Annotated in this window: 15 protein-coding genes and 1 pseudogene; 9 read left to right on the forward strand and 7 right to left on the reverse strand. The window is 57.5% G+C overall.

From position 1 onward, the window contains the following. Positions 1 to 4 precede the first annotated feature (4 nt). Genes QFI97_RS17610 through QFI97_RS17620 form a run of 3 tightly spaced genes read right to left on the reverse strand, consistent with a single transcriptional unit; the run spans position 5 to position 3,133 of the window. Positions 5 to 868, reverse strand: coding sequence for an efflux RND transporter periplasmic adaptor subunit (locus QFI97_RS17610; protein WP_346431698.1), 864 nt, complete (start codon positions 866 to 868; stop codon positions 5 to 7). After that, entirely contained in the window at positions 865 to 1,080 is a 216-nt protein-coding gene (locus QFI97_RS17615) for a DUF1656 domain-containing protein (RefSeq protein ID WP_095096593.1), read from the reverse strand. The genes QFI97_RS17610 and QFI97_RS17615 overlap by 4 nt, the downstream gene beginning before the upstream one ends. Further along, positions 1,064 to 3,133 (reverse strand): FUSC family protein, encoded by a 2,070-nt coding sequence (locus QFI97_RS17620; protein ID WP_346431699.1) that lies wholly within the window; start codon positions 3,131 to 3,133, stop codon positions 1,064 to 1,066. Before QFI97_RS17620 ends, QFI97_RS17615 begins: the two co-directional genes overlap by 17 nt. Before the next feature lie 77 nt (positions 3,134 to 3,210). Here QFI97_RS17620 and QFI97_RS17625 point away from each other — a divergent pair, with 77 nt between their 5' ends. Both QFI97_RS17625 and iraP read left to right on the forward strand, forming a co-directional pair. After that, positions 3,211 to 4,005 carry an AraC family transcriptional regulator gene (locus QFI97_RS17625; RefSeq protein WP_346431700.1) on the forward strand — a complete coding sequence of 265 codons (795 nt, stop codon included), beginning with the start codon at positions 3,211 to 3,213 and terminating at the stop codon, positions 4,003 to 4,005. A gap of 189 nt (positions 4,006 to 4,194) precedes the next feature. Continuing rightward, positions 4,195 to 4,536, forward strand: coding sequence for an anti-adapter protein IraP (iraP, locus tag QFI97_RS17630; RefSeq protein ID WP_095096587.1), 342 nt, complete (start codon positions 4,195 to 4,197; stop codon positions 4,534 to 4,536). 217 nt (positions 4,537 to 4,753) lie between these two features. Here the strand turns inward: iraP and QFI97_RS17635 are convergent, their stop codons facing one another. Both QFI97_RS17635 and icd read right to left on the reverse strand, forming a co-directional pair. After that, on the reverse strand, positions 4,754 to 6,928 hold the full coding sequence (locus QFI97_RS17635) for a TonB-dependent siderophore receptor (RefSeq protein ID WP_331835493.1): 2,175 nt from the start codon (positions 6,926 to 6,928) through the stop codon (positions 4,754 to 4,756). A 775-nt stretch (positions 6,929 to 7,703) separates the two neighbouring features. Then, on the reverse strand, positions 7,704 to 8,954 hold the full coding sequence (icd, locus tag QFI97_RS17640; RefSeq protein ID WP_095096514.1) for an NADP-dependent isocitrate dehydrogenase: 1,251 nt from the start codon (positions 8,952 to 8,954) through the stop codon (positions 7,704 to 7,706). A 233-nt stretch (positions 8,955 to 9,187) separates the two neighbouring features. On the opposite strand from icd, the gene rluE reads away from it, so the two are divergent. From rluE to purB, 5 genes are all read left to right on the forward strand, one after another. Further along, complete coding sequence (gene rluE / locus QFI97_RS17645; protein WP_331835509.1) at positions 9,188 to 9,838, forward strand: 23S rRNA pseudouridine(2457) synthase RluE; 651 nt, start codon at positions 9,188 to 9,190, stop codon at positions 9,836 to 9,838. An 18-nt stretch (positions 9,839 to 9,856) separates the two neighbouring features. After that, on the forward strand, positions 9,857 to 10,303 hold the full coding sequence (locus QFI97_RS17650) for an NUDIX hydrolase (RefSeq protein WP_095096510.1): 447 nt from the start codon (positions 9,857 to 9,859) through the stop codon (positions 10,301 to 10,303). A 185-nt stretch (positions 10,304 to 10,488) separates the two neighbouring features. Beyond that, entirely contained in the window at positions 10,489 to 11,595 is a 1,107-nt protein-coding gene (gene mnmA, locus QFI97_RS17655) for a tRNA 2-thiouridine(34) synthase MnmA (protein ID WP_143350133.1), read from the forward strand. A 58-nt stretch (positions 11,596 to 11,653) separates the two neighbouring features. Continuing rightward, entirely contained in the window at positions 11,654 to 12,295 is a 642-nt protein-coding gene (gene hflD / locus QFI97_RS17660) for a high frequency lysogenization protein HflD (protein WP_041145013.1), read from the forward strand. A gap of 3 nt (positions 12,296 to 12,298) precedes the next feature. Next, positions 12,299 to 13,669: an adenylosuccinate lyase gene (gene purB, locus QFI97_RS17665; RefSeq protein WP_346431701.1), complete on the forward strand. Its 1,371-nt coding sequence runs from the start codon at positions 12,299 to 12,301 to the stop codon at positions 13,667 to 13,669. Positions 13,670 to 13,675: 6 nt separating this feature from the next. Here the strand turns inward: purB and QFI97_RS17670 are convergent, their stop codons facing one another. Further along, positions 13,676 to 14,593: a LysR family transcriptional regulator gene (locus tag QFI97_RS17670; protein WP_346431702.1), complete on the reverse strand. Its 918-nt coding sequence runs from the start codon at positions 14,591 to 14,593 to the stop codon at positions 13,676 to 13,678. A gap of 100 nt (positions 14,594 to 14,693) precedes the next feature. Here QFI97_RS17670 and QFI97_RS17675 point away from each other — a divergent pair, with 100 nt between their 5' ends. Beyond that, positions 14,694 to 15,005 (forward strand): nuclear transport factor 2 family protein, encoded by a 312-nt coding sequence (locus tag QFI97_RS17675; RefSeq protein ID WP_095096497.1) that lies wholly within the window; start codon positions 14,694 to 14,696, stop codon positions 15,003 to 15,005. Next, complete coding sequence (locus QFI97_RS17680; RefSeq protein ID WP_346431703.1) at positions 15,005 to 15,784, forward strand: SDR family oxidoreductase; 780 nt, start codon at positions 15,005 to 15,007, stop codon at positions 15,782 to 15,784. The genes QFI97_RS17675 and QFI97_RS17680 overlap by 1 nt, the downstream gene beginning before the upstream one ends. Before the next feature lie 20 nt (positions 15,785 to 15,804). Here the strand turns inward: QFI97_RS17680 and QFI97_RS17685 are convergent. Further along, positions 15,805 to 17,019, reverse strand: a pseudogene (locus tag QFI97_RS17685) (MFS transporter). Positions 17,020 to 17,126 lie beyond the last annotated feature (107 nt).

The following is a 17,126-nucleotide window of genomic DNA, read 5'->3' on the forward strand; positions in this document are numbered from 1 at the left end:
GCCATTAAGGGATGATGGCGATACTCGCGGACAGGCCGGCGACGAGCTCGATCCCCGCCGGTAGCGTGTCTATATGGATACGTACCGGCACTCGCTGCGCAAGCCGCACCCAGCTAAAGGTCGGGTTTACCTCCGGTAGACCCAGCCCGCCCGTCTCGTCATTGCTGTCGCCTATCCCGCGTCCGATACTCTCAACGTGGCCGGTTATGGCCGGTTCAAATCCCATCAGCGCGATCTGCGCGGTATCGCCCACGCGAATATGACGCAGCTTCGTCTCCTCAAAATAGCCCACAATCCAGAAGCTCTGCGCATCGATAACGGCAACGGTGGTCACTCCGGCGGTGGCGTAATCACCGGGACGCAGCCTGAGATGCGTGACGTAGCCCGCGACCGGCGCCCGAACCGTGGCGTGGGATAAGTTAAGCTGCGCCAGCTCCAGCGACGCCAGCGCGCCATGATAGTTCGCCGCCGCGACGTTCGCCGCGCTGTCCGTTTGCTGGAGATCCTCTTTTGAAATCACGCTTCTGAGCTGTACGCGTCTACGGGCGGCATCCTGGCGCATGGACATCTCATGGCGCCTGGCTTCAACTTCGGCCTGGGCGCTTACCACCGCCAGCTTCAGCCAGTGCGGATCGATCGTATAGAGAATATCGCCCTGATTGACCCACTGATTATCCCTCACTGCCACGCCGTTTACGGGCCCGGAAACATCCGGCGCAATCCGCACTACATCCGCACGAACCCGACCATCCCGGGTCCAGGGTTTCTCGGCATAATGCTGCCACATCGTGAAAGCCAGAATGGACGCCGCCGCGACCGCGCTTAGCGTCAGTGCGTAGCGGCTCAACAGAGATAGAAATGACTTCATGCTAATAACCCCAGCGCGTTAAGTCCCTGCATAAGCAGGAAAAAGGTAAAAATATAAGTTGCGAACCCGATCAGCGGGCGAGCGGGCAAACTGCGGTACAGCCTGCTGAAAGTGAAAAGCGGCACCAGCAGCAGCGTACACGCTAAGGCCACCAGAGCGACCACCAGCAGACCGGGGACGAAGACTCCGCCAAAATTAACGTCGCTCATCATCGGATGGCTCCCTGTTTTGTTCTCTCAAGGCACAGTGCAGATCAACCAGCTCGTCTGTCAGCCGGCGCGATGGATCATCCGTCGTCGGAGAATAACGCTCAGCTATGGCTTCGATTCGCTGGCGTAACGCCGCGGTGTTTTCCCTGCGGGCCAGCCGGGAAAGCAGCTCGTCAATCTCCGTTACCGCTTCACTCCCCATCTGAAGGCGTAAACGGCGTAACCGCATAACGCAGAGCCCCACGCGCAGATGGTGCAGCATTTGGTTGAGCGCCTGCCCCGACGATTGCCGGCTTCGCTGCAGGCGCGGCAGCAGGAGCGCCGTTCGGTCGATCATCAAATTCGTCCACCGCGCCTCATCCGGCGCAAAAGTCCCCTTCAGGCTGCGCCTGACGTCGCGCCGGCAAATGCGCAGCAGGCGATTGATGGCGGAGTCTGCCTGCACCGTTTGCAGCGCGCTCATGCTCACCACGGCAAAACCGGTCGCGGCAAATAGGGCGATGGCCGTATTGACCGCCACGGCGAAGTCTCCGCTGTAGTGGGCGCCTAGCTCGCACAAAATGGGCAGCGTCAGCGTAATCCCCATAGCCATAAACGTGGTGGGCGGCCGCGCCTGCAGCGATCCGGCCAGTAAATAGACCGGAGCAAGCGCCGCAACCAGCACGTTGAAATCGGTAATCTGAGGAAGGAGGACGAAGCTGTAGATCAGGCTCGCCGTCACGCCATAGGCTGAGCCGACGATATACTTCACGATATTGGGTGCCGGAGTATCGAAACTGCCAAACAGCGTGCAGCAGACCCCGAGAATGGAAACCGCCGTGCCGCCATCGGGCCAGGCAGAGTAAATCCATACCAGGCAGCCGCTCAGTATTATCGTGAAAGCCCCCAGCGCGGTACGCGCAGCCGCGAGGCCGTCACGGTGGAAAACGTAGCCCTTTACCGCCCTGCTTTCGGTCGGTATTTGCGCGGGTTGCGCATGGCGGATGGCGTCAGCGAGTCGTTCGCAGTGCAGCAGCAGGCTGATTGCCTGCCGGAGATGACGGGCCAGGCTCACCTGCAGCTCTTGTGCGAACGTCTGCGCATCCGAAGCGAGCCGCGCCGTTAGCCGGGCGCTGCGTTCTTCCAGCGCTTCTCCCGCTATTTTTCGCTCTCCCGCCTCCTCGCAGGCCAGCCATTTTATGACATCGTCCAGCAGCCGCTGCAGGTCGCCAGGTACTGCATCGATCGTCTGCAGGCGATCGCGCAATTCGCCGCTGACCACCAGCAGCTGCGCCAGCCGGTCATGGATGGCTTTTCTCCCCTTCAGGGCGGAACCCGGGAGCGCAAAGTCATAGGGGAGATGGTGATTGACCCCCTGCAGGAACTGCAGCGCCAGCGCCAGCCGCAGGCTCTCTGAGGCCTCATCGGGTTTACCCGTTAGCGCGCGGGCGATCGTCTGGCGTACAGAACCCAGCGTTTCCGCTACCTTGCCGTTAAACAGTCCTGATAGCCGTTTTGGCAAAACGTACCTGTGGACAAGGGCGGCGCAGAGGATGCCGATCGCGATCTCCTGCACCCGGGTGATGGCGACATCAAAAATTGTGCCGGGAGCGAGTACCGCGGGAAAGCCAATCAGGCTGGCGGTGTAACCGGCCAATACATAGGCATAAGCGCGGGGCGTGCGTTCAAGCAGCGACAGGAAAAGGCAGAAGGTAATCCAGCCGGTGAGCACCACGCTGCAAACTATCGGCGTATTGACAAAAACCGGCACGATTAAAACGGTTGCCCCGGCGCCCGCCAGCGTCCCTGTCAGACGATAGACGCATCTGCTCAGCGACGCGCCAACCGACGTTTGCGACACAATATAGACGGTAATGATGGCCCAGGAGGGCCTTTCCAGGCCAATAGATAAGGCGATGTAATAAGCCAGCATCGCGGCCGCAAAGCTCCTGGCGGAGTACAGCAAGGCATTGGCATCGCTCAGGAAGGCGGGCGAGGCCAGTATCGCTCCCGCACGACGGAAGACCACGCTTTTAGCCCGCAGCAGGCGGGGAGGACGAACGTATATTTTGCTCATGCCGGCAATTATTACCGGCTTGTACATCTCATTAAATACTATATTCTGTCAAAAAATCCCTAAATACTGCCAATGCGATGCAACCTCAATACGCCACCACCTTCTTTGATCCTGACGCCGCCGGGTGCCCGGCGGTCGCCCGGCATCTTGATTTCGTTGACTACGCCGCGGAAGTGCCGGTCCACACCCACCGTAAGGGGCAGTTGATCATCGCGCTTTACGGCGCCGTTATCTGTCGCGCGGAAAATAACCTGTGGATCGTCCCCCCCGACTGTGCCGTGTGGATCCCCGGCGGCATCCCCCATAGCGCTAAAGCCACCTGGAATGCGCACCTCAACTATTTATTTATTGAACCCGGGGCCGCGGCGCTCCCGGATAGCTGCTGTACCCTCGAGGTTTCTCCGCTGATCAAAGAGCTGGTCGAGCGGTTAACCCGCGAGGACGTCGGGTATCCAGCGGATAGCCATGCGGCCAGGCTGACCCGGGTGACGCTCGATGAGTTAGCCGCTATGCCGCAGCAGAACTTCAGCCTGCCGGTCTCAGCCAATGCCAAAATACGCGCTATGGCCGATTCGCTGGTGAGCCATCCGGAAGATCGCAGCACGCAGCAAGAGTGGGCGAAGCGGCTGGCGCTCAGCGAGCGCTCGTTGGCGCGGTTGATGCAGCGGGAGACGGGACTGACCTTCGGGCGCTGGCGCCAGCAGCTGCATTTGATTATTGCGCTACAGGAGCTGGCCAGCGGTACGTCCGTACAAAACGTCGCGACGCAATTAGGCTATGAGTCCGTTAATGCCTTCATAACCATGTTCAGAAAAATGATGGGCAGCACGCCGGCGCACTATTTTGCCGAACGCAAAAAGGCGGCTTCCTGACCCTCGCGCGCGGATGAACCGCGGTTAAGCATATTCGCCCGTTTCCTTGCGGCATTCCTGCAAGATCGCGGCCCTGCTAACACTGAAGATATTTTTTCTGGCATATTTATGTGCTATGGGTATTTCGCCGCACCAACAACGAAGATAGCCATCGGCAACCCCGTTTATCTTATTGATTTGAGGAGTATCATGAACAATGTCATTCTCAGCATCATCGCGAAAATCTCTTCTATGGACGCGGAGAGCAAACAGCTTGCGGCTCAGGTTGAAGCACAGTCTTTACTGATCAGCGCCTTAATGCTTGCCATCGGCAAAGAAGGCGGCGTATCAGAACTGGTAGGCAGCGTCTCTAAGGCGATAAATTCGGTTCTTGAATCTTCCGAAGACCTCCTGAAAACGGACGCTGAGCTTCTTTTGACAAAATTCCATGAGCAAATCGCGCTAACGCAGCTGATCAGCACGCATGGCGATGAGATAAACCAGGAAGCGGCGGATAACGCCTCCCCTTCATCCGATCAGCGCCCTGATTGAGCTCACGCGCCAATAGCTGGCCGATAAAACAAAAGCCACCCAGGCAAATCATCGTTGACGCGAAAACAGGCTCAGTAGCGGCCAGTTTGGTTAGCAGGGCTGAGGGGAATTTTTGCGCGGCATAAGAAACGGGAGCCATCGCCAGGAACGCTATCGCGCATTAATCGGCCGGACCGTAAATAATAGTGGGGGCAGCCCTCAGGCCGCCCACCATTAATTAAAACGACATGGTTACGCCGGCGTAATAAGCGCGACCCGGTTCGTTATACGTCGAAGCCCCTGCGTTCTCACGGTAGATCTGCTTATCAAACAGGTTGTTGATACCCGCATTGGCGCGCAGATTTTTGGTGATATCGTAGTTAACGTTCAGGCCAACGATGGAATAAGGACTAATTTCACGTTGTGAAAGACCGTTATTGTTTTCAAGGGACGTTTCCGCATACTGGCGTGGTTTCTGGCGGCCATATTGCGTCCAGTTAACGTTCGCGCTCAGATCTTCAGTGGCCTGCCATTCCAGCTGGGAGTTGATGGTAAATTCCGGGATCACCGACAGCGGATTGCCGGTCTTCTTGCTTTCAGAACGGAACATGTAGGTGGCGTTAGAGCGCCACTCCAGCGTATCGGCAATCAGAGGAATGGTCAGGTTGCCTTCCAGCCCTTCAACGATGGCTTTACCGCCATTCTCCCACTGCAGCACGTTATAGGTGCCGTTGGTGTAAATGGCCGAGGTGCCGGACACGATTTTATTTTTGTAGTCATTGCGGAAGTAGGTAATGCCAGCGGCGTAGCCGGCATGACTGAATTCAATCCCCACCTCTTTGTTCACGCTAATTTCAGGATCGAGATTATCGTTACCCAGTAAATAACATTGACTGAGGCCAATCGGGCAACCGTTGCCGCGCGTAGAAAGCAGGTAGCCCGGCGTTGACTGATAAAGATTAGGCGCTTTGAACGAGCGTGCAATACCGGCTTTCATGGTGAAATATTCCCCCAGTCCCTGCGAAATATTCAGGCCTGGGCTCCAGTTCGCGCCGAAATTATCGTGATAGTCAAAGCGCAGCCCCGGAATAATCTCGGTGCTGTCGGTCGCGGCAATATTATCCTCGAAATAGAGCGAGCTAATCGTTGCGGAATTTTTACTGCTGCGTTGAGAAGGATCGCCTGAGCTACCCGGTAAATAGAAGTTAGTGCTTGACGACTGCATAGAGGCCGGATCGTTGAGCTCATCGCGGTTCCACTCCGCGCCCAGGGTCACCGTTTGATCAACCAGCAGCTGCAGCGGGAAGTTGATTTCTCCGCCCGCGCGATAGCTTTCCAGACGGCTGGTCGAATAGACATCGCTGTTGATCATCCCTTCAACGCTGCCGGCAGTACCTTCTTTTAAACGCGTGTTATTGGTCTTTTCATAGTTAAAATTAAGTCTGGACGTTCCCCAATCCCAAATACCGTTGTGGGTGATGCCATAGTTTTGGCGATATAAACGGTTGGTTTCATTGCCATACAGCGACTCAACTAAACCGCCAGCGCTGCTATTACCATTGCTGTTTTGCGTATCACCCGCATAAATATTGCCCTGACGGCTATAGCTATAGGAGAAATCAACGATCTGGGCTGGCGTCATTTTCCAGGACAGCACGCCGCTGATATCTTTATTACGCACGCCTTCGCGACCGGCAGCATAGGAGCCGTTTTGTGCGGTATTTATGTCATAGGCATCGGCATCGGTGCGGTTGATATTGCCATACAGACGCATCGTTAGCGCGTCACCCGCCAGCGGGCCGCTGAGGTTGAAGTTCGCGCGGCGGGTGTCACCTTCTTTGCTGTTTTCCGGCTGATTGGTGAAAAGTGACAGCGAGCCGTGCCAGTCATTGGTGGGGCGTTTAGTAATAATATTTACCACGCCACCCGCAGCGCCAGAACCATAGCGGGCCGCTGCCGGGCCGCGGATCACTTCAATACGTTCCACCATTTCCGCTGGCACCCAGTTGGTATCGCCGCGAGAATCGCGTTCGCCGCGCCAGCTGTAGCGCACGGAGTTACGAGAACTCACCGGCACGCCATCAACCAGCACCAGGGTATTTTCCGGCCCCATGCCACGGATATCGATTTGACGGTTGTTACCGCGGCTGCCGCTGGCGCCATTGCCGGTCAGGTTCACGCCGGGCATTTTGCGGATGATGTCGGAGAGATCGTTCACGGGAGGGCTTTTTTGAATGTCTTCTTCAGTTATGATCGAGACGCCGGGCTGCTGTTTCAGGCCCTGCTCAGCGGTGACGAGCATCGTTTCATCGTCAGCCAGTTTCTCCGTGGGTTCTTCCGCAAAAGCCGGTGAGGTGAGGAAGCCAGCCAAAAACAGCGCAATCGGGCGCTTCTTACATAAAGTTACATTCACTTAGATAATCCCCAGAAGAGTTAATATTTGTAAGTAAATGCTTATGATAATGAGAATGATTATCACTGTACACACAGTGAAATAGCTCCTCCTTTTTTTCTACATTATTTGATGGCTTTGCGCTTTATATGTAAATAAACGTAAGTGCGCTAATAAGTAAAATCGCAAAACGACACCTATAATAAGCAGGCAAAAAAAAGTCACTAATCTGCTTATAAATCATAGCGATGGGAATAGTAATAACGTATTGAAATTATCGGTCTTTTCATTTAACTTCGGCGTTACGCCTGAAACAGCGGCCCTGGGTGAGGGTAAATTGAGGAGAAACTGTGCTCAGGATCATACAAACCTTTACATTGATCGTCATTATTTCGCTGATGCGTTCCCTCATCAACAATAGTGCACGGGTTACCGCCTGGTAACGCCGTAATACCGGTCGGGTGAATCAGTTAAATCTGAGGTTGTGACCTGGCCTCGCCCATAATCAGGAATTTCCGGTCAGGGCCCAGGATCAAATAGCCTTTTCACTATCGTGGATATAGTGAGCCAACTTAATTTTGAATAAAGCGCAAACTGAGCAGAGATGCCTGACCGGGTTAATAGAGGAAGCATGCGAAATTGTTTTACGCTTTTACCCGCGAGGTAAGTCGCTTTAAGATGATTTTAAGTAAGAAAAAAACCGGATAATTGAAACTAATAAAAGTCAAAAATGAACAGCATATAATAAAAAACGGGAGCTCATTGGCTCCCGTTTTTGTCTAACCCAGAAACTGGATTACATGTTCGCGATAATCGCGTCGCCAAACTCGCTACATTTCAGCAGCTTAGCGCCTTCCATCAGACGTTCAAAGTCATAGGTCACGGTCTTAGCGGCGATAGCGCCTTCGGTGCCTTTAACGATCAGGTCTGCGGCTTCGAACCACTGCAGGTGGCGCAGCATCATCTCAGCGGACAGGATAATGGAACCTGGGTTCACTTTGTCCTGGCCGGCATATTTCGGTGCAGTACCGTGAGTCGCTTCGAACAGCGCGCACTCGTCACCGATGTTAGCGCCCGGAGCAATACCGATGCCGCCGACCTGCGCCGCCAGGGCGTCGGAGATGTAGTCGCCGTTCAGGTTCATACAGGCAATAACGTCATACTCGGCCGGACGCAGCAGGATCTGCTGCAGGAAGGCGTCAGCGATAACGTCTTTGATGATGATCTCTTTACCGGTGTTCGGGTTTTTGACCTTCTGCCACGGGCCGCCGTCAATCAGTTCGCCGCCGAATTCTTCGCGAATCAGCTCGTAGCCCCAGTCTTTAAAGGCGCCTTCGGTGAACTTCATGATGTTGCCTTTGTGTACCAGCGTCAGCGAATCACGGTCATTGGTGATGACATATTCGATAGCAGCACGAACCAGGCGTTTGGTGCCTTCTTCGGAGCACGGCTTAATGCCGATGCCGCAATGTTCCGGGAAGCGAATTTTCTTCACGCCCATCTCATCACGCAGGAATTTGATAACTTTCTCGGCTTCAGCGGAGTCAGCTTTCCATTCGATGCCCGCATAGATATCTTCTGAGTTTTCACGGAAGATAACCATATCGGTCAGTTCAGGATGTTTAACCGGGCTCGGTGTACCCTGGTAGTAGCGCACCGGACGCAGGCAGACGTAAAGATCCAGCTCCTGGCGCAGGGCAACGTTCAGAGAACGAATACCGCCGCCAACTGGCGTCGTCAGAGGGCCTTTGATAGCAACACGATAATCACGAATCAGATCAAGAGTTTCGGCAGGCAGCCAGACGTCCTGGCCATAAACCTGGGTCGATTTTTCGCCGGTGTAAACTTCCATCCAGGAAATTTTACGCTCGCCTTTATAGGCTTTCTCAACGGCGGCATCCACCACTTTCAGCATCGCTGGGGTCACGTCAACACCGATACCATCACCCTCGATAAACGGGATAATCGGGTTATTAGGGACGTTCAGCTTGCCATCTTGCAGGGTGATTTTTTGACCTTCCGCCGGAACTACTACTTTGCTTTCCATTAACCTCTCCTTCGAGCGCTTCTGGTTCTGCTCTTCCTTTTCACACTAACCGAGCGTTGGCTTTATCCGCCCACTCCGCTACCGGGTGATCCCGCTAACCGGAGATCCGCGTCCGTGCCGCCTTCTGGTAGCGCGAATCAGTTTGAGCAATATTTTTGTTAAAAAATTGTGATGAGCCTGTCGATACTACCTGAATGTTTGCGTCCATGAAAGGCATTCGTAATTAGGCTATAATGCGGCAATTGACGGGGCCTGAAAATACCATGCAGAAAACTTCATTTAGAAAACATCGCGTTGAGCGATTCAGCTCACAACAAGTCACCAGACAACGCAAAGAACGCCAACCAACCCGCGTGATCTTGTTCAATAAACCCTACGATGTGTTGCCACAGTTTACCGACGAAGCCGGGCGCAGCACGCTAAAAGATTTTATTCCGCAGTCCGATGTCTACGCCGCGGGCCGGCTTGACCGCGATAGCGAAGGGCTGCTGGTGTTAACTAACGACGGCGCGCTCCAGGCGCGGCTCACGCAGCCGGGCAAACGCACCGGTAAAATTTACTACGTTCAGGTTGAAGGCGAGCCGACTTCGGAGGCGCTGGAGGCGCTGCGCAACGGCATTACGCTCAACGACGGCCCCACCCTGCCCGCAGAAATTGAACGGGTCGCGGAACCTGAGTGGCTGTGGCCGCGCACTCCCCCGATCCGTGAACGCAAGGCGATCCCCACCAGCTGGCTGAAAATCACCCTCTATGAAGGCCGCAACCGTCAGGTGCGCCGCATGACCGCGCACGTGGGCTATCCTACGCTGCGCCTGATTCGCTACGCTATGGGCGGCTATACTCTCGACGGCCTGAGCAACGGCCAGTGGCGCCAGGTCGAATAATCATCCCAGGAGTGGAATATGTTTAAACCGCACGTCACCGTAGCCTGCATCGTGCACGCTAAAGACAAATTTCTGCTGGTCGAAGAGACCATCAACGGCAAGGCGCTGTGGAACCAGCCGGCCGGTCATCTTGAAGCAGATGAAACCCTGGTGCAGGCGGCCGAGCGCGAGCTGTGGGAAGAGACCGGGATCCGCGCCACTCCGCAGCACTTTATCCGCATGCATCAGTGGATCGCGCCGGACAGCACGCCGTTTTTGCGCTTTCTGTTCGCCATCGAACTTGACGATACGTGCGCTACCGAGCCGCACGATAGCGATATCGACCGCTGCCTGTGGCTCAGCGCCGAGGAAATTCTCAATGCGCCCAACCTGCGCTCGCAGCTGGTAGCGGAAAGTATCCGCAGCTATCAGCACGATCAGCGCCACCCGCTGTCGCTGATCGGGGCCTTTAACTGGCCGTTTTAACACGCAAAACAGGGGCCGGCGCTCCCGGGACGCAGCGGCGCATTTGTCGCGCACGCGCGCTACCCCTGCGGAGATAAGGCCGGTCAGCGCAGCGGCACGCAAACTATGCCCCCTTGAGGGGGTGCCTGAGGCGCGACTGCGTGCTAGAATATGCCGCCTTGAAGTTCAATGTGGTGAGTATTCCAATGTCAGAAAATCCAAAAAAAGTGATCGTCGGCATGTCCGGCGGCGTCGACTCCTCGGTTTCCGCCTGGCTGCTGATCCAGCAAGGCTACAAGGTCGAAGGCCTGTTCATGAAGAACTGGGAAGAAGACGATGGTGAGGAATACTGCACAGCCGCCGCCGACCTCGCCGACGCTCAGGCCGTCTGCGATAAGCTCGGAATTGAGCTTCATACCGTAAACTTTGCCGCCGAATACTGGGACAACGTGTTTGAACTGTTCCTGGCTGAATATAAAGCCGGACGCACGCCGAACCCGGATATTCTGTGCAATAAAGAGATCAAATTTAAAGCCTTCCTCGAGTTCGCGGCGGAAGATCTTGGGGCCGACTATATCGCCACCGGCCACTACGTGCGCCGCGCCGACGTTAACGGTAAAAGCCAGCTGCTGCGCGGGCTCGACGGTAACAAAGACCAGAGCTACTTCCTCTACACCCTCGGCCACGAACAGATTGCCCAGAGCCTGTTCCCGGTGGGCGAACTGGAAAAGCCGCAGGTACGCAAAATCGCCGAAGAGCTGGACCTCATCACCGCGAAGAAAAAAGACTCGACCGGCATCTGCTTTATCGGCGAACGTAAGTTCCGCGAATTCCTTGGCCGCTACCTGCCCGCCCAGCCGGGTAAAATCCTCACCGTGGACGGCGAAGAGATCGGCGAGCATCAGGGGCTGATGTACCATACCCTCGGTCAGCGCAAGGGCCTCGGCATCGGCGGGACCAAAGAGGGCAGCGAAGATCCGTGGTACGTCGTCGATAAAGACGTCGAAAAAAATATTCTGGTGGTCGCTCAGGGTCACGATCACCCGCGCCTGATGTCGGTGGGGCTGATTGCCCAGCAGCTGCACTGGGTCGATCGCGAGCCGGTGAAAGGCACGCTGCGCTGTACGGTGAAAACCCGCTATCGCCAGACCGATATCCCCTGCACCGTGAAGGCGCTGGACGACGACCGCATCGAAGTCATCTTTGATGAGCCGGTTGCGGCGGTAACGCCGGGCCAGTCGGCGGTCTTCTACAGCGGCGAAGTGTGCCTCGGCGGCGGCATTATCGAACAGCGCCTGCCGCTGCAGGCCTGACAGACAGTTTTTACCGCCGATAGCTGAACCGGCTACCGGCGGCTTACAAGGAGTACGTGTGGCGAAGAATTACTATGACATCACGCTGGCGCTGGCTGGCGTTTGCCAGGCAGCCCGTCTGGTTCAGCAGCTGGCGCACCAGGGGCATTGCGATAGCGATGCCCTGCACGTCTCGCTGAACAGCATCATCGACCTCAACCCGGATTCAACGCTGGCGGTGTTCGGTGGCAGTGAAGCCAATCTTCGCCTCGGGCTTGAAACCCTGCTCGGCGTACTCAACACCGGCAGCCGTCAGGGGCTGAACGCCGAACTGACCCGCTACACCTTAAGCATGATGGTGCTTGAACGTAAGCTTGCGGCAGGTAAAGGCGCGATGGATACCCTCGGCAACCGCATCGCCGGCCTGCACCGCCAGCTGGAACATTTCGATCTGCAGTCCGAAACCCTGCTTAGCGCGATGGCGGGCATCTACGTTGACGTCATCAGCCCGCTGGGGCCGCGCATCCAGGTCACCGGTTCTCCCGCCGTGCTGCAAAGCCCGCAGGTGCAGGCGAAAGTTCGCGCCTCGCTGCTGGCCGGCATCCGCGCGGCGGTGCTGTGGAACCAGGTTGGCGGCGGACGTCTGCAGCTCATGTTTTCTCGTAATCGTCTGGTTAACCAGGCAAAACAAATTCTTGCTCATTTAACCCCGGAGTTGTGATCTATGGAATTATCCTCACTGACCGCCGTTTCCCCTGTCGATGGACGCTACGGCGATAAAGTCAGCGCGCTGCGCGGTATCTTCAGCGAATTCGGTTTGCTGAAGTTCCGTGTTCAGGTAGAAGTACGCTGGCTGCAAAAACTAGCCGCGCACGCAGCGATCAAGGAAGTTCCTGCTTTTGCTGCCGACGCAATCGGTTTCCTTGATAAAATCGTCGCCGATTTCAGCGTAGAAGACGCGCAGCGTATCAAAACCATCGAGCGCACCACTAACCACGACGTGAAAGCGGTAGAGTATTTCCTCAAGGAAAAAGTGGCCGACGTTGCCGAGCTGCACGCGGTTTCCGAATTCATTCACTTCGCCTGCACCTCCGAGGACATCAACAACCTGTCCCACGCGCTGATGCTGAAAACCGCCCGTGACGAAGTGGTCCTGCCCTACTGGCGCCAGATGATTGACGCGGTAAAAAACCTCGCAACGCAGTACCGCGACGTGCCGCTGCTCTCCCGTACTCACGGCCAGCCGGCGACGCCGTCCACCATGGGTAAAGAGATGGCTAACGTCGCTTACCGCATGGAGCGTCAGTATCGTCAGCTGAACCAGGTCGAGATCCTCGGCAAAATTAACGGCGCGGTCGGCAACTACAATGCCCATATCGTCGCCTATCCGGAAGTTGACTGGCACCAGTTCAGCGAAGAGTTTGTCACCTCCCTGGGTATTCAGTGGAACCCGTACACCACGCAGATCGAGCCGCACGACTATATTGCCGAGCTGTTCGACTGCATGGCGCGCTTCAACACCATCCTGATCGATTTCGATCGCGACGTGTGGGGCTATATCGCGCTCAACCACTTCAAGCAGAAAACCATCGCCGGCGAAATCGGCTCTTCCACCATGCCGCATAAAGTGAACCCTATCGACTTCGAAAACTCCGAAGGCAACCTGGGGCTGGCTAACGCCATGATGCAGCATCTGGCGAGCAAGCTGCCGGTCTCCCGCTGGCAGCGCGACCTGACCGACTCCACCGTCCTGCGTAACCTCGGGGTGGGTATCGGCTATTCTCTGATCGCCTACCAGTCCACCCTGAAAGGCATCAGCAAGCTGGAGCTCAACGGCGATCGCCTGCTCGATGAGCTGGATCACAACTGGGAAGTGCTGGCCGAGCCGATTCAAACCGTGATGCGCCGCTACGGAATCGAAAAGCCGTACGAAAAGCTGAAAGAGCTGACCCGCGGCAAGCGCGTGGACGCCGAAGGCATGCAGCAGTTCATCGACAGCCTGCCGCTGCCGGAAGATGAAAAAGTGCGCCTCAAGGCCATGACGCCGGCCAACTACATCGGCCGCGCGGCCACTATGGTTGATGAGCTGAAGTAAGCCCCGCTACCCTCTTTCCGCAAGGGAAGAGGGTTTTCCGACCTCGCGCGCCAGCGCCAGAAAAGCGGCCAGCCCGGCAGACGGATTGCGCCTTCCGGGATAGTAAAGACACAGCCCCGGAAACGGCGGCGTCCAGTCCGATAGCAGCCGAACCAGCCGCCCGGCGGCAATATCGTCAATCACGTTTTGCTCAAGAAAAAAACCGATCCCGACGTTTTCAAGGACCGCAGCGCGGGCCAGCGAAGCTTCATCCAGCGTCAGCGGGCCATCGACCTCCGGATGGACCACCTCCCCCTGCTTTTCCAGATGCCAGCGATAGAGAGAGCCGTCGGGCAGCCGCACCCGAATGCACGGATGATTTTGCAGATCCGCAGGCTCGCGCGGCGCCTCGCGGTTCATCAGATAGCCCGGAGATGCGACCACCGCATAGCGCTGCGGCTGCCCGAGGGAGAGCGCGATCATGTCATTGGGTATCAAATGCGCGACGCGAACGCCGATATCAAACCCCTCGGCGACGATATCAATCAGCCGACCTTCCGTCACCAGATCAACGTGCATCTCCGGATAGCGCCGCAGGAACTCCAGCACCAGCGGCGTCAGAATCGCGCGCCCGGCAAACGGCGGCGCGTTTATCCGCAGCACGCCCGAAGGGGTCTCCCGCCGCGAACGAACCTCTTCAAGCGCGTCGTGAACGCCCTGCAGCGAGGGGCCCATTCGCGCAATAAACAGCTGCCCGGCGTCGGTCAACGCCACGCTGCGCGAGGTCCGATTAAATAACCGCACGCCGAGGCTAGCCTCAAATTTGGCGACGGCATGGCTCAGCGCGGTGGTCGACACCCCGAGCTCAATGGCCGCCGCCCGAAACGTTCCGCGGCGGGCAATCGCCATAACAGCATCTAAATCCGTAAGCGCAATACGCGACATTATCCCGATTCCTTCATTGTGGCATCCCGGTTGGGCCCAATTGTTTAAATTATAAAGACTTCTTAGAGTAAGCAGGTCATTTAATTACCGGAGTTTATCGATGGATATGCCAGCAGCTGTACAGGTTTTTTTCACCGCCGACGATGCGGATTCGATTGCCGAAGCCTTCACCGCTGACGCCGTCGTCCGCGATGAAGGTCATACCTACCGCGGACGTCAGGCCATTCGGGCATGGCGGGTCGCGGCCAGAGAGCAATACCAGTTCGTTGCCGAACCCTTTGAAGCGCTGAGCCGTGACGATACCGTTACGGTGCGCGCTAAGGTGAGCGGTAATTTCCCCGGCAGCCCTGTGGTGCTCGATTACCGCTTTCAGCTGACGGATGCGCGCATCGCCCGTCTGGAGATTAAATAATGGCTGATTTTCTGACCTTCAGCGGCAAAAGCGTCCTGATCACCTCCGGCACCAAAGGCGCGGGCGCGGCCACCGTCGCGCTGTTCAGCCAGCTCGGCGCGCGGGTGCTAACCTGCGCCCGCCATCCGCCCGCCGGCCCCGCCGAGGCGCTTTTTGTCACCGCCGATCTGAGCGAGGAAGCGGGCTGCGCCCTGCTGGCAAAGCGCGTACAGGAGCAGCTGGGGGGCGTTGATATTATCGTGCATATGCTTGGGGGCTCTTCCGCGCCGGCCGGCGGGTTTGCCGCGCTGGACGACGCGCAGTGGCAGCGGGAGCTGGCGCTTAATCTGTTTCCGGCGGTGCGCCTGGATCGGCTGCTGCTGCCGGCGATGGTCGAAAGGAAGTCCGGGGTGATCATCCACGTCTCGTCCATTCAGCGGACGCTGCCGCTGCCGGAAGCAACCACCGCCTACGCCGCTGCCAAAGCCGCGCTATCGGTGTACAGCAAAAGCCTGTCCAAAGAGGTCTCGCCGGCAGGCGTGCGCGTGCTTAGCGTATCCCCCGGCTGGATTGAAACTGAAGCCGCCGTCGGCCTGGCCAACCGGCTGGCGGCGCAGGCGGGTACCGACTATGCCGGCGGACAAAAGATCATTATGGACGCCCTCGGCGGCATTCCGCTCGGCCGGCCGTGTCGGCCAGATGAGATAGCCAGTCTGATCGCCTTTCTGGCCTCCGACCGCGCCAGCGCCATAACCGGCGCCGAGTACGTTATTGACGGCGGCACCATCCCAACCGTATAAGCGCGCGCGGGGAATGGATTTTATTTGCCAGACGCCACGCGGCGGGTCGCAAACCAGAAAATGAGCGCCAGCAGGCTGACGGCGGCCCCCAGCATGCACACTCCTTGTCATCCGGCGACGGCGTAAACCGCCGTCGTACCGGCGGCCCCCAGGCCGCTGCCAACCGCATAAAACAGCATATAGAGACCCACCAGCCGGCCGTGGGCTTCGGGTCGGGTACGAAAAATCATACTCTGGTTAGTCACATGCAGCGCCCGGCCCCCCAGATCCAGCAGCACGATCCCGATAAGCAGCGCTACCGGCGACCACGCCATCAGCGATAGCGGCCACCAGGCAAGCAGCAGTATCACCAGCGCCGCGGCGCTGGTACGCTGCCCGTAGCCCCTGTCGGCCCACTTTCCGGCATGCCCGGCGGCCAGCGCCCCGATAACCCCCACCAGCCCCAAAGCGCCGATCGCGGTATGGGAAAAGCCGTAGGGCGGCGCGCTCAGCGGCAGCACCAGAGCGCACCAGAAAATATTGAAGGCGGCGAACATCAGCAGCGCCAGCACGCCGCGAACCTGCAGTATTTTCTCCTGACGCAGCAGAGTCAGCATCGATGCCAGCAGCTGGGGATAGCTCAGCGTACTCTTTGCCGCCGCCAGCGCCGGCAGCCGTCGCCAAAGCGGAAGGGCAATACCCAGCACCAGCAGCGCGGCGAACAGATAGACCCCGCGCCAGCCGAAGAGATCGCTAATGCCGCCGGAAAATACCCGAGCCAGCAGCAGCCCGATAAATACGCCGCTCTGCGCGGCTCCGACCACCCGCCCCTGCTCGTGCGGCCTGGCCGCGCTGGCGGCATAGGCGATCAGGCCCTGCGTCATCGCGGTGCCCAACAGGCCCACCGCCAGCATGCTGCCCAGCAGCATAAGCGCAGAAGATGCCGCGCTGACCGCAATCAGCGCGGCGATTAGCAGGATCAGCTGCGCGCCCATCAGCCGCCGGCGATTTAGCCGATCGCCAAGCGGCACCAGCAGAAGCAGAGCCAGCGCGCAGCCAATCTGGGTCGCCGTTACCACGCCTCCGACGGCGGCGTCGCTGATCGCAAACTCCCGCGCCAGCGCATCGAGCAACGGCTGGGCGTAATAGACGTTTGCTACGCTCAGGCCGCTGGCGATAGCGAACAGCCATACCAGGCCGGCGGGCATAGCCGCCGCCGGGTCGGTGGGTGATAGCGATACGACGGATGTCTTCATGATTCTCGGCCTCGGCAATCTGGTTTCAAAATAAAACCACTTGAAGGCTAGAACATGTAGTTTTAAAATGCAACCAGATTACATGACGCCGAGGAGCGCGCATCGTG

It is taken from the genome of Klebsiella scottii (assembly GCF_036561945.1).
GTDB classification, from domain to species: Bacteria; Pseudomonadota; Gammaproteobacteria; order Enterobacterales; family Enterobacteriaceae; genus Klebsiella; species Klebsiella scottii.

What these genes read in the sequence shown, in the direction of transcription:
- QFI97_RS17650 (WP_095096510.1), top strand. Translation starts at nt 9,857, where the DNA reads ATGTTTAAACCGCACGTCACCGTAGCCTGCATCGTGCACGCTAAAGAC.
- QFI97_RS17625 (WP_346431700.1), top strand. Translation starts at nt 3,211, where the DNA reads ATGCAACCTCAATACGCCACCACCTTCTTTGATCCTGACGCCGCCGGG.
- QFI97_RS17610 (WP_346431698.1), bottom strand. Translation starts at nt 868, where the DNA reads ATGAAGTCATTTCTATCTCTGTTGAGCCGCTACGCACTGACGCTAAGC.
- QFI97_RS17675 (WP_095096497.1), top strand. Translation starts at nt 14,694, where the DNA reads ATGGATATGCCAGCAGCTGTACAGGTTTTTTTCACCGCCGACGATGCG.
- QFI97_RS17680 (WP_346431703.1), top strand. Translation starts at nt 15,005, where the DNA reads ATGGCTGATTTTCTGACCTTCAGCGGCAAAAGCGTCCTGATCACCTCC.
- rluE (WP_331835509.1), top strand. Translation starts at nt 9,188, where the DNA reads ATGCGGCAATTGACGGGGCCTGAAAATACCATGCAGAAAACTTCATTT.
- iraP (WP_095096587.1), top strand. Translation starts at nt 4,195, where the DNA reads ATGAACAATGTCATTCTCAGCATCATCGCGAAAATCTCTTCTATGGAC.
- QFI97_RS17670 (WP_346431702.1), bottom strand. Translation starts at nt 14,593, where the DNA reads ATGTCGCGTATTGCGCTTACGGATTTAGATGCTGTTATGGCGATTGCC.
- QFI97_RS17620 (WP_346431699.1), bottom strand. Translation starts at nt 3,133, where the DNA reads ATGAGCAAAATATACGTTCGTCCTCCCCGCCTGCTGCGGGCTAAAAGC.
- mnmA (WP_143350133.1), top strand. Translation starts at nt 10,489, where the DNA reads ATGTCAGAAAATCCAAAAAAAGTGATCGTCGGCATGTCCGGCGGCGTC.
- QFI97_RS17615 (WP_095096593.1), bottom strand. Translation starts at nt 1,080, where the DNA reads ATGATGAGCGACGTTAATTTTGGCGGAGTCTTCGTCCCCGGTCTGCTG.
- icd (WP_095096514.1), bottom strand. Translation starts at nt 8,954, where the DNA reads ATGGAAAGCAAAGTAGTAGTTCCGGCGGAAGGTCAAAAAATCACCCTG.
- purB (WP_346431701.1), top strand. Translation starts at nt 12,299, where the DNA reads ATGGAATTATCCTCACTGACCGCCGTTTCCCCTGTCGATGGACGCTAC.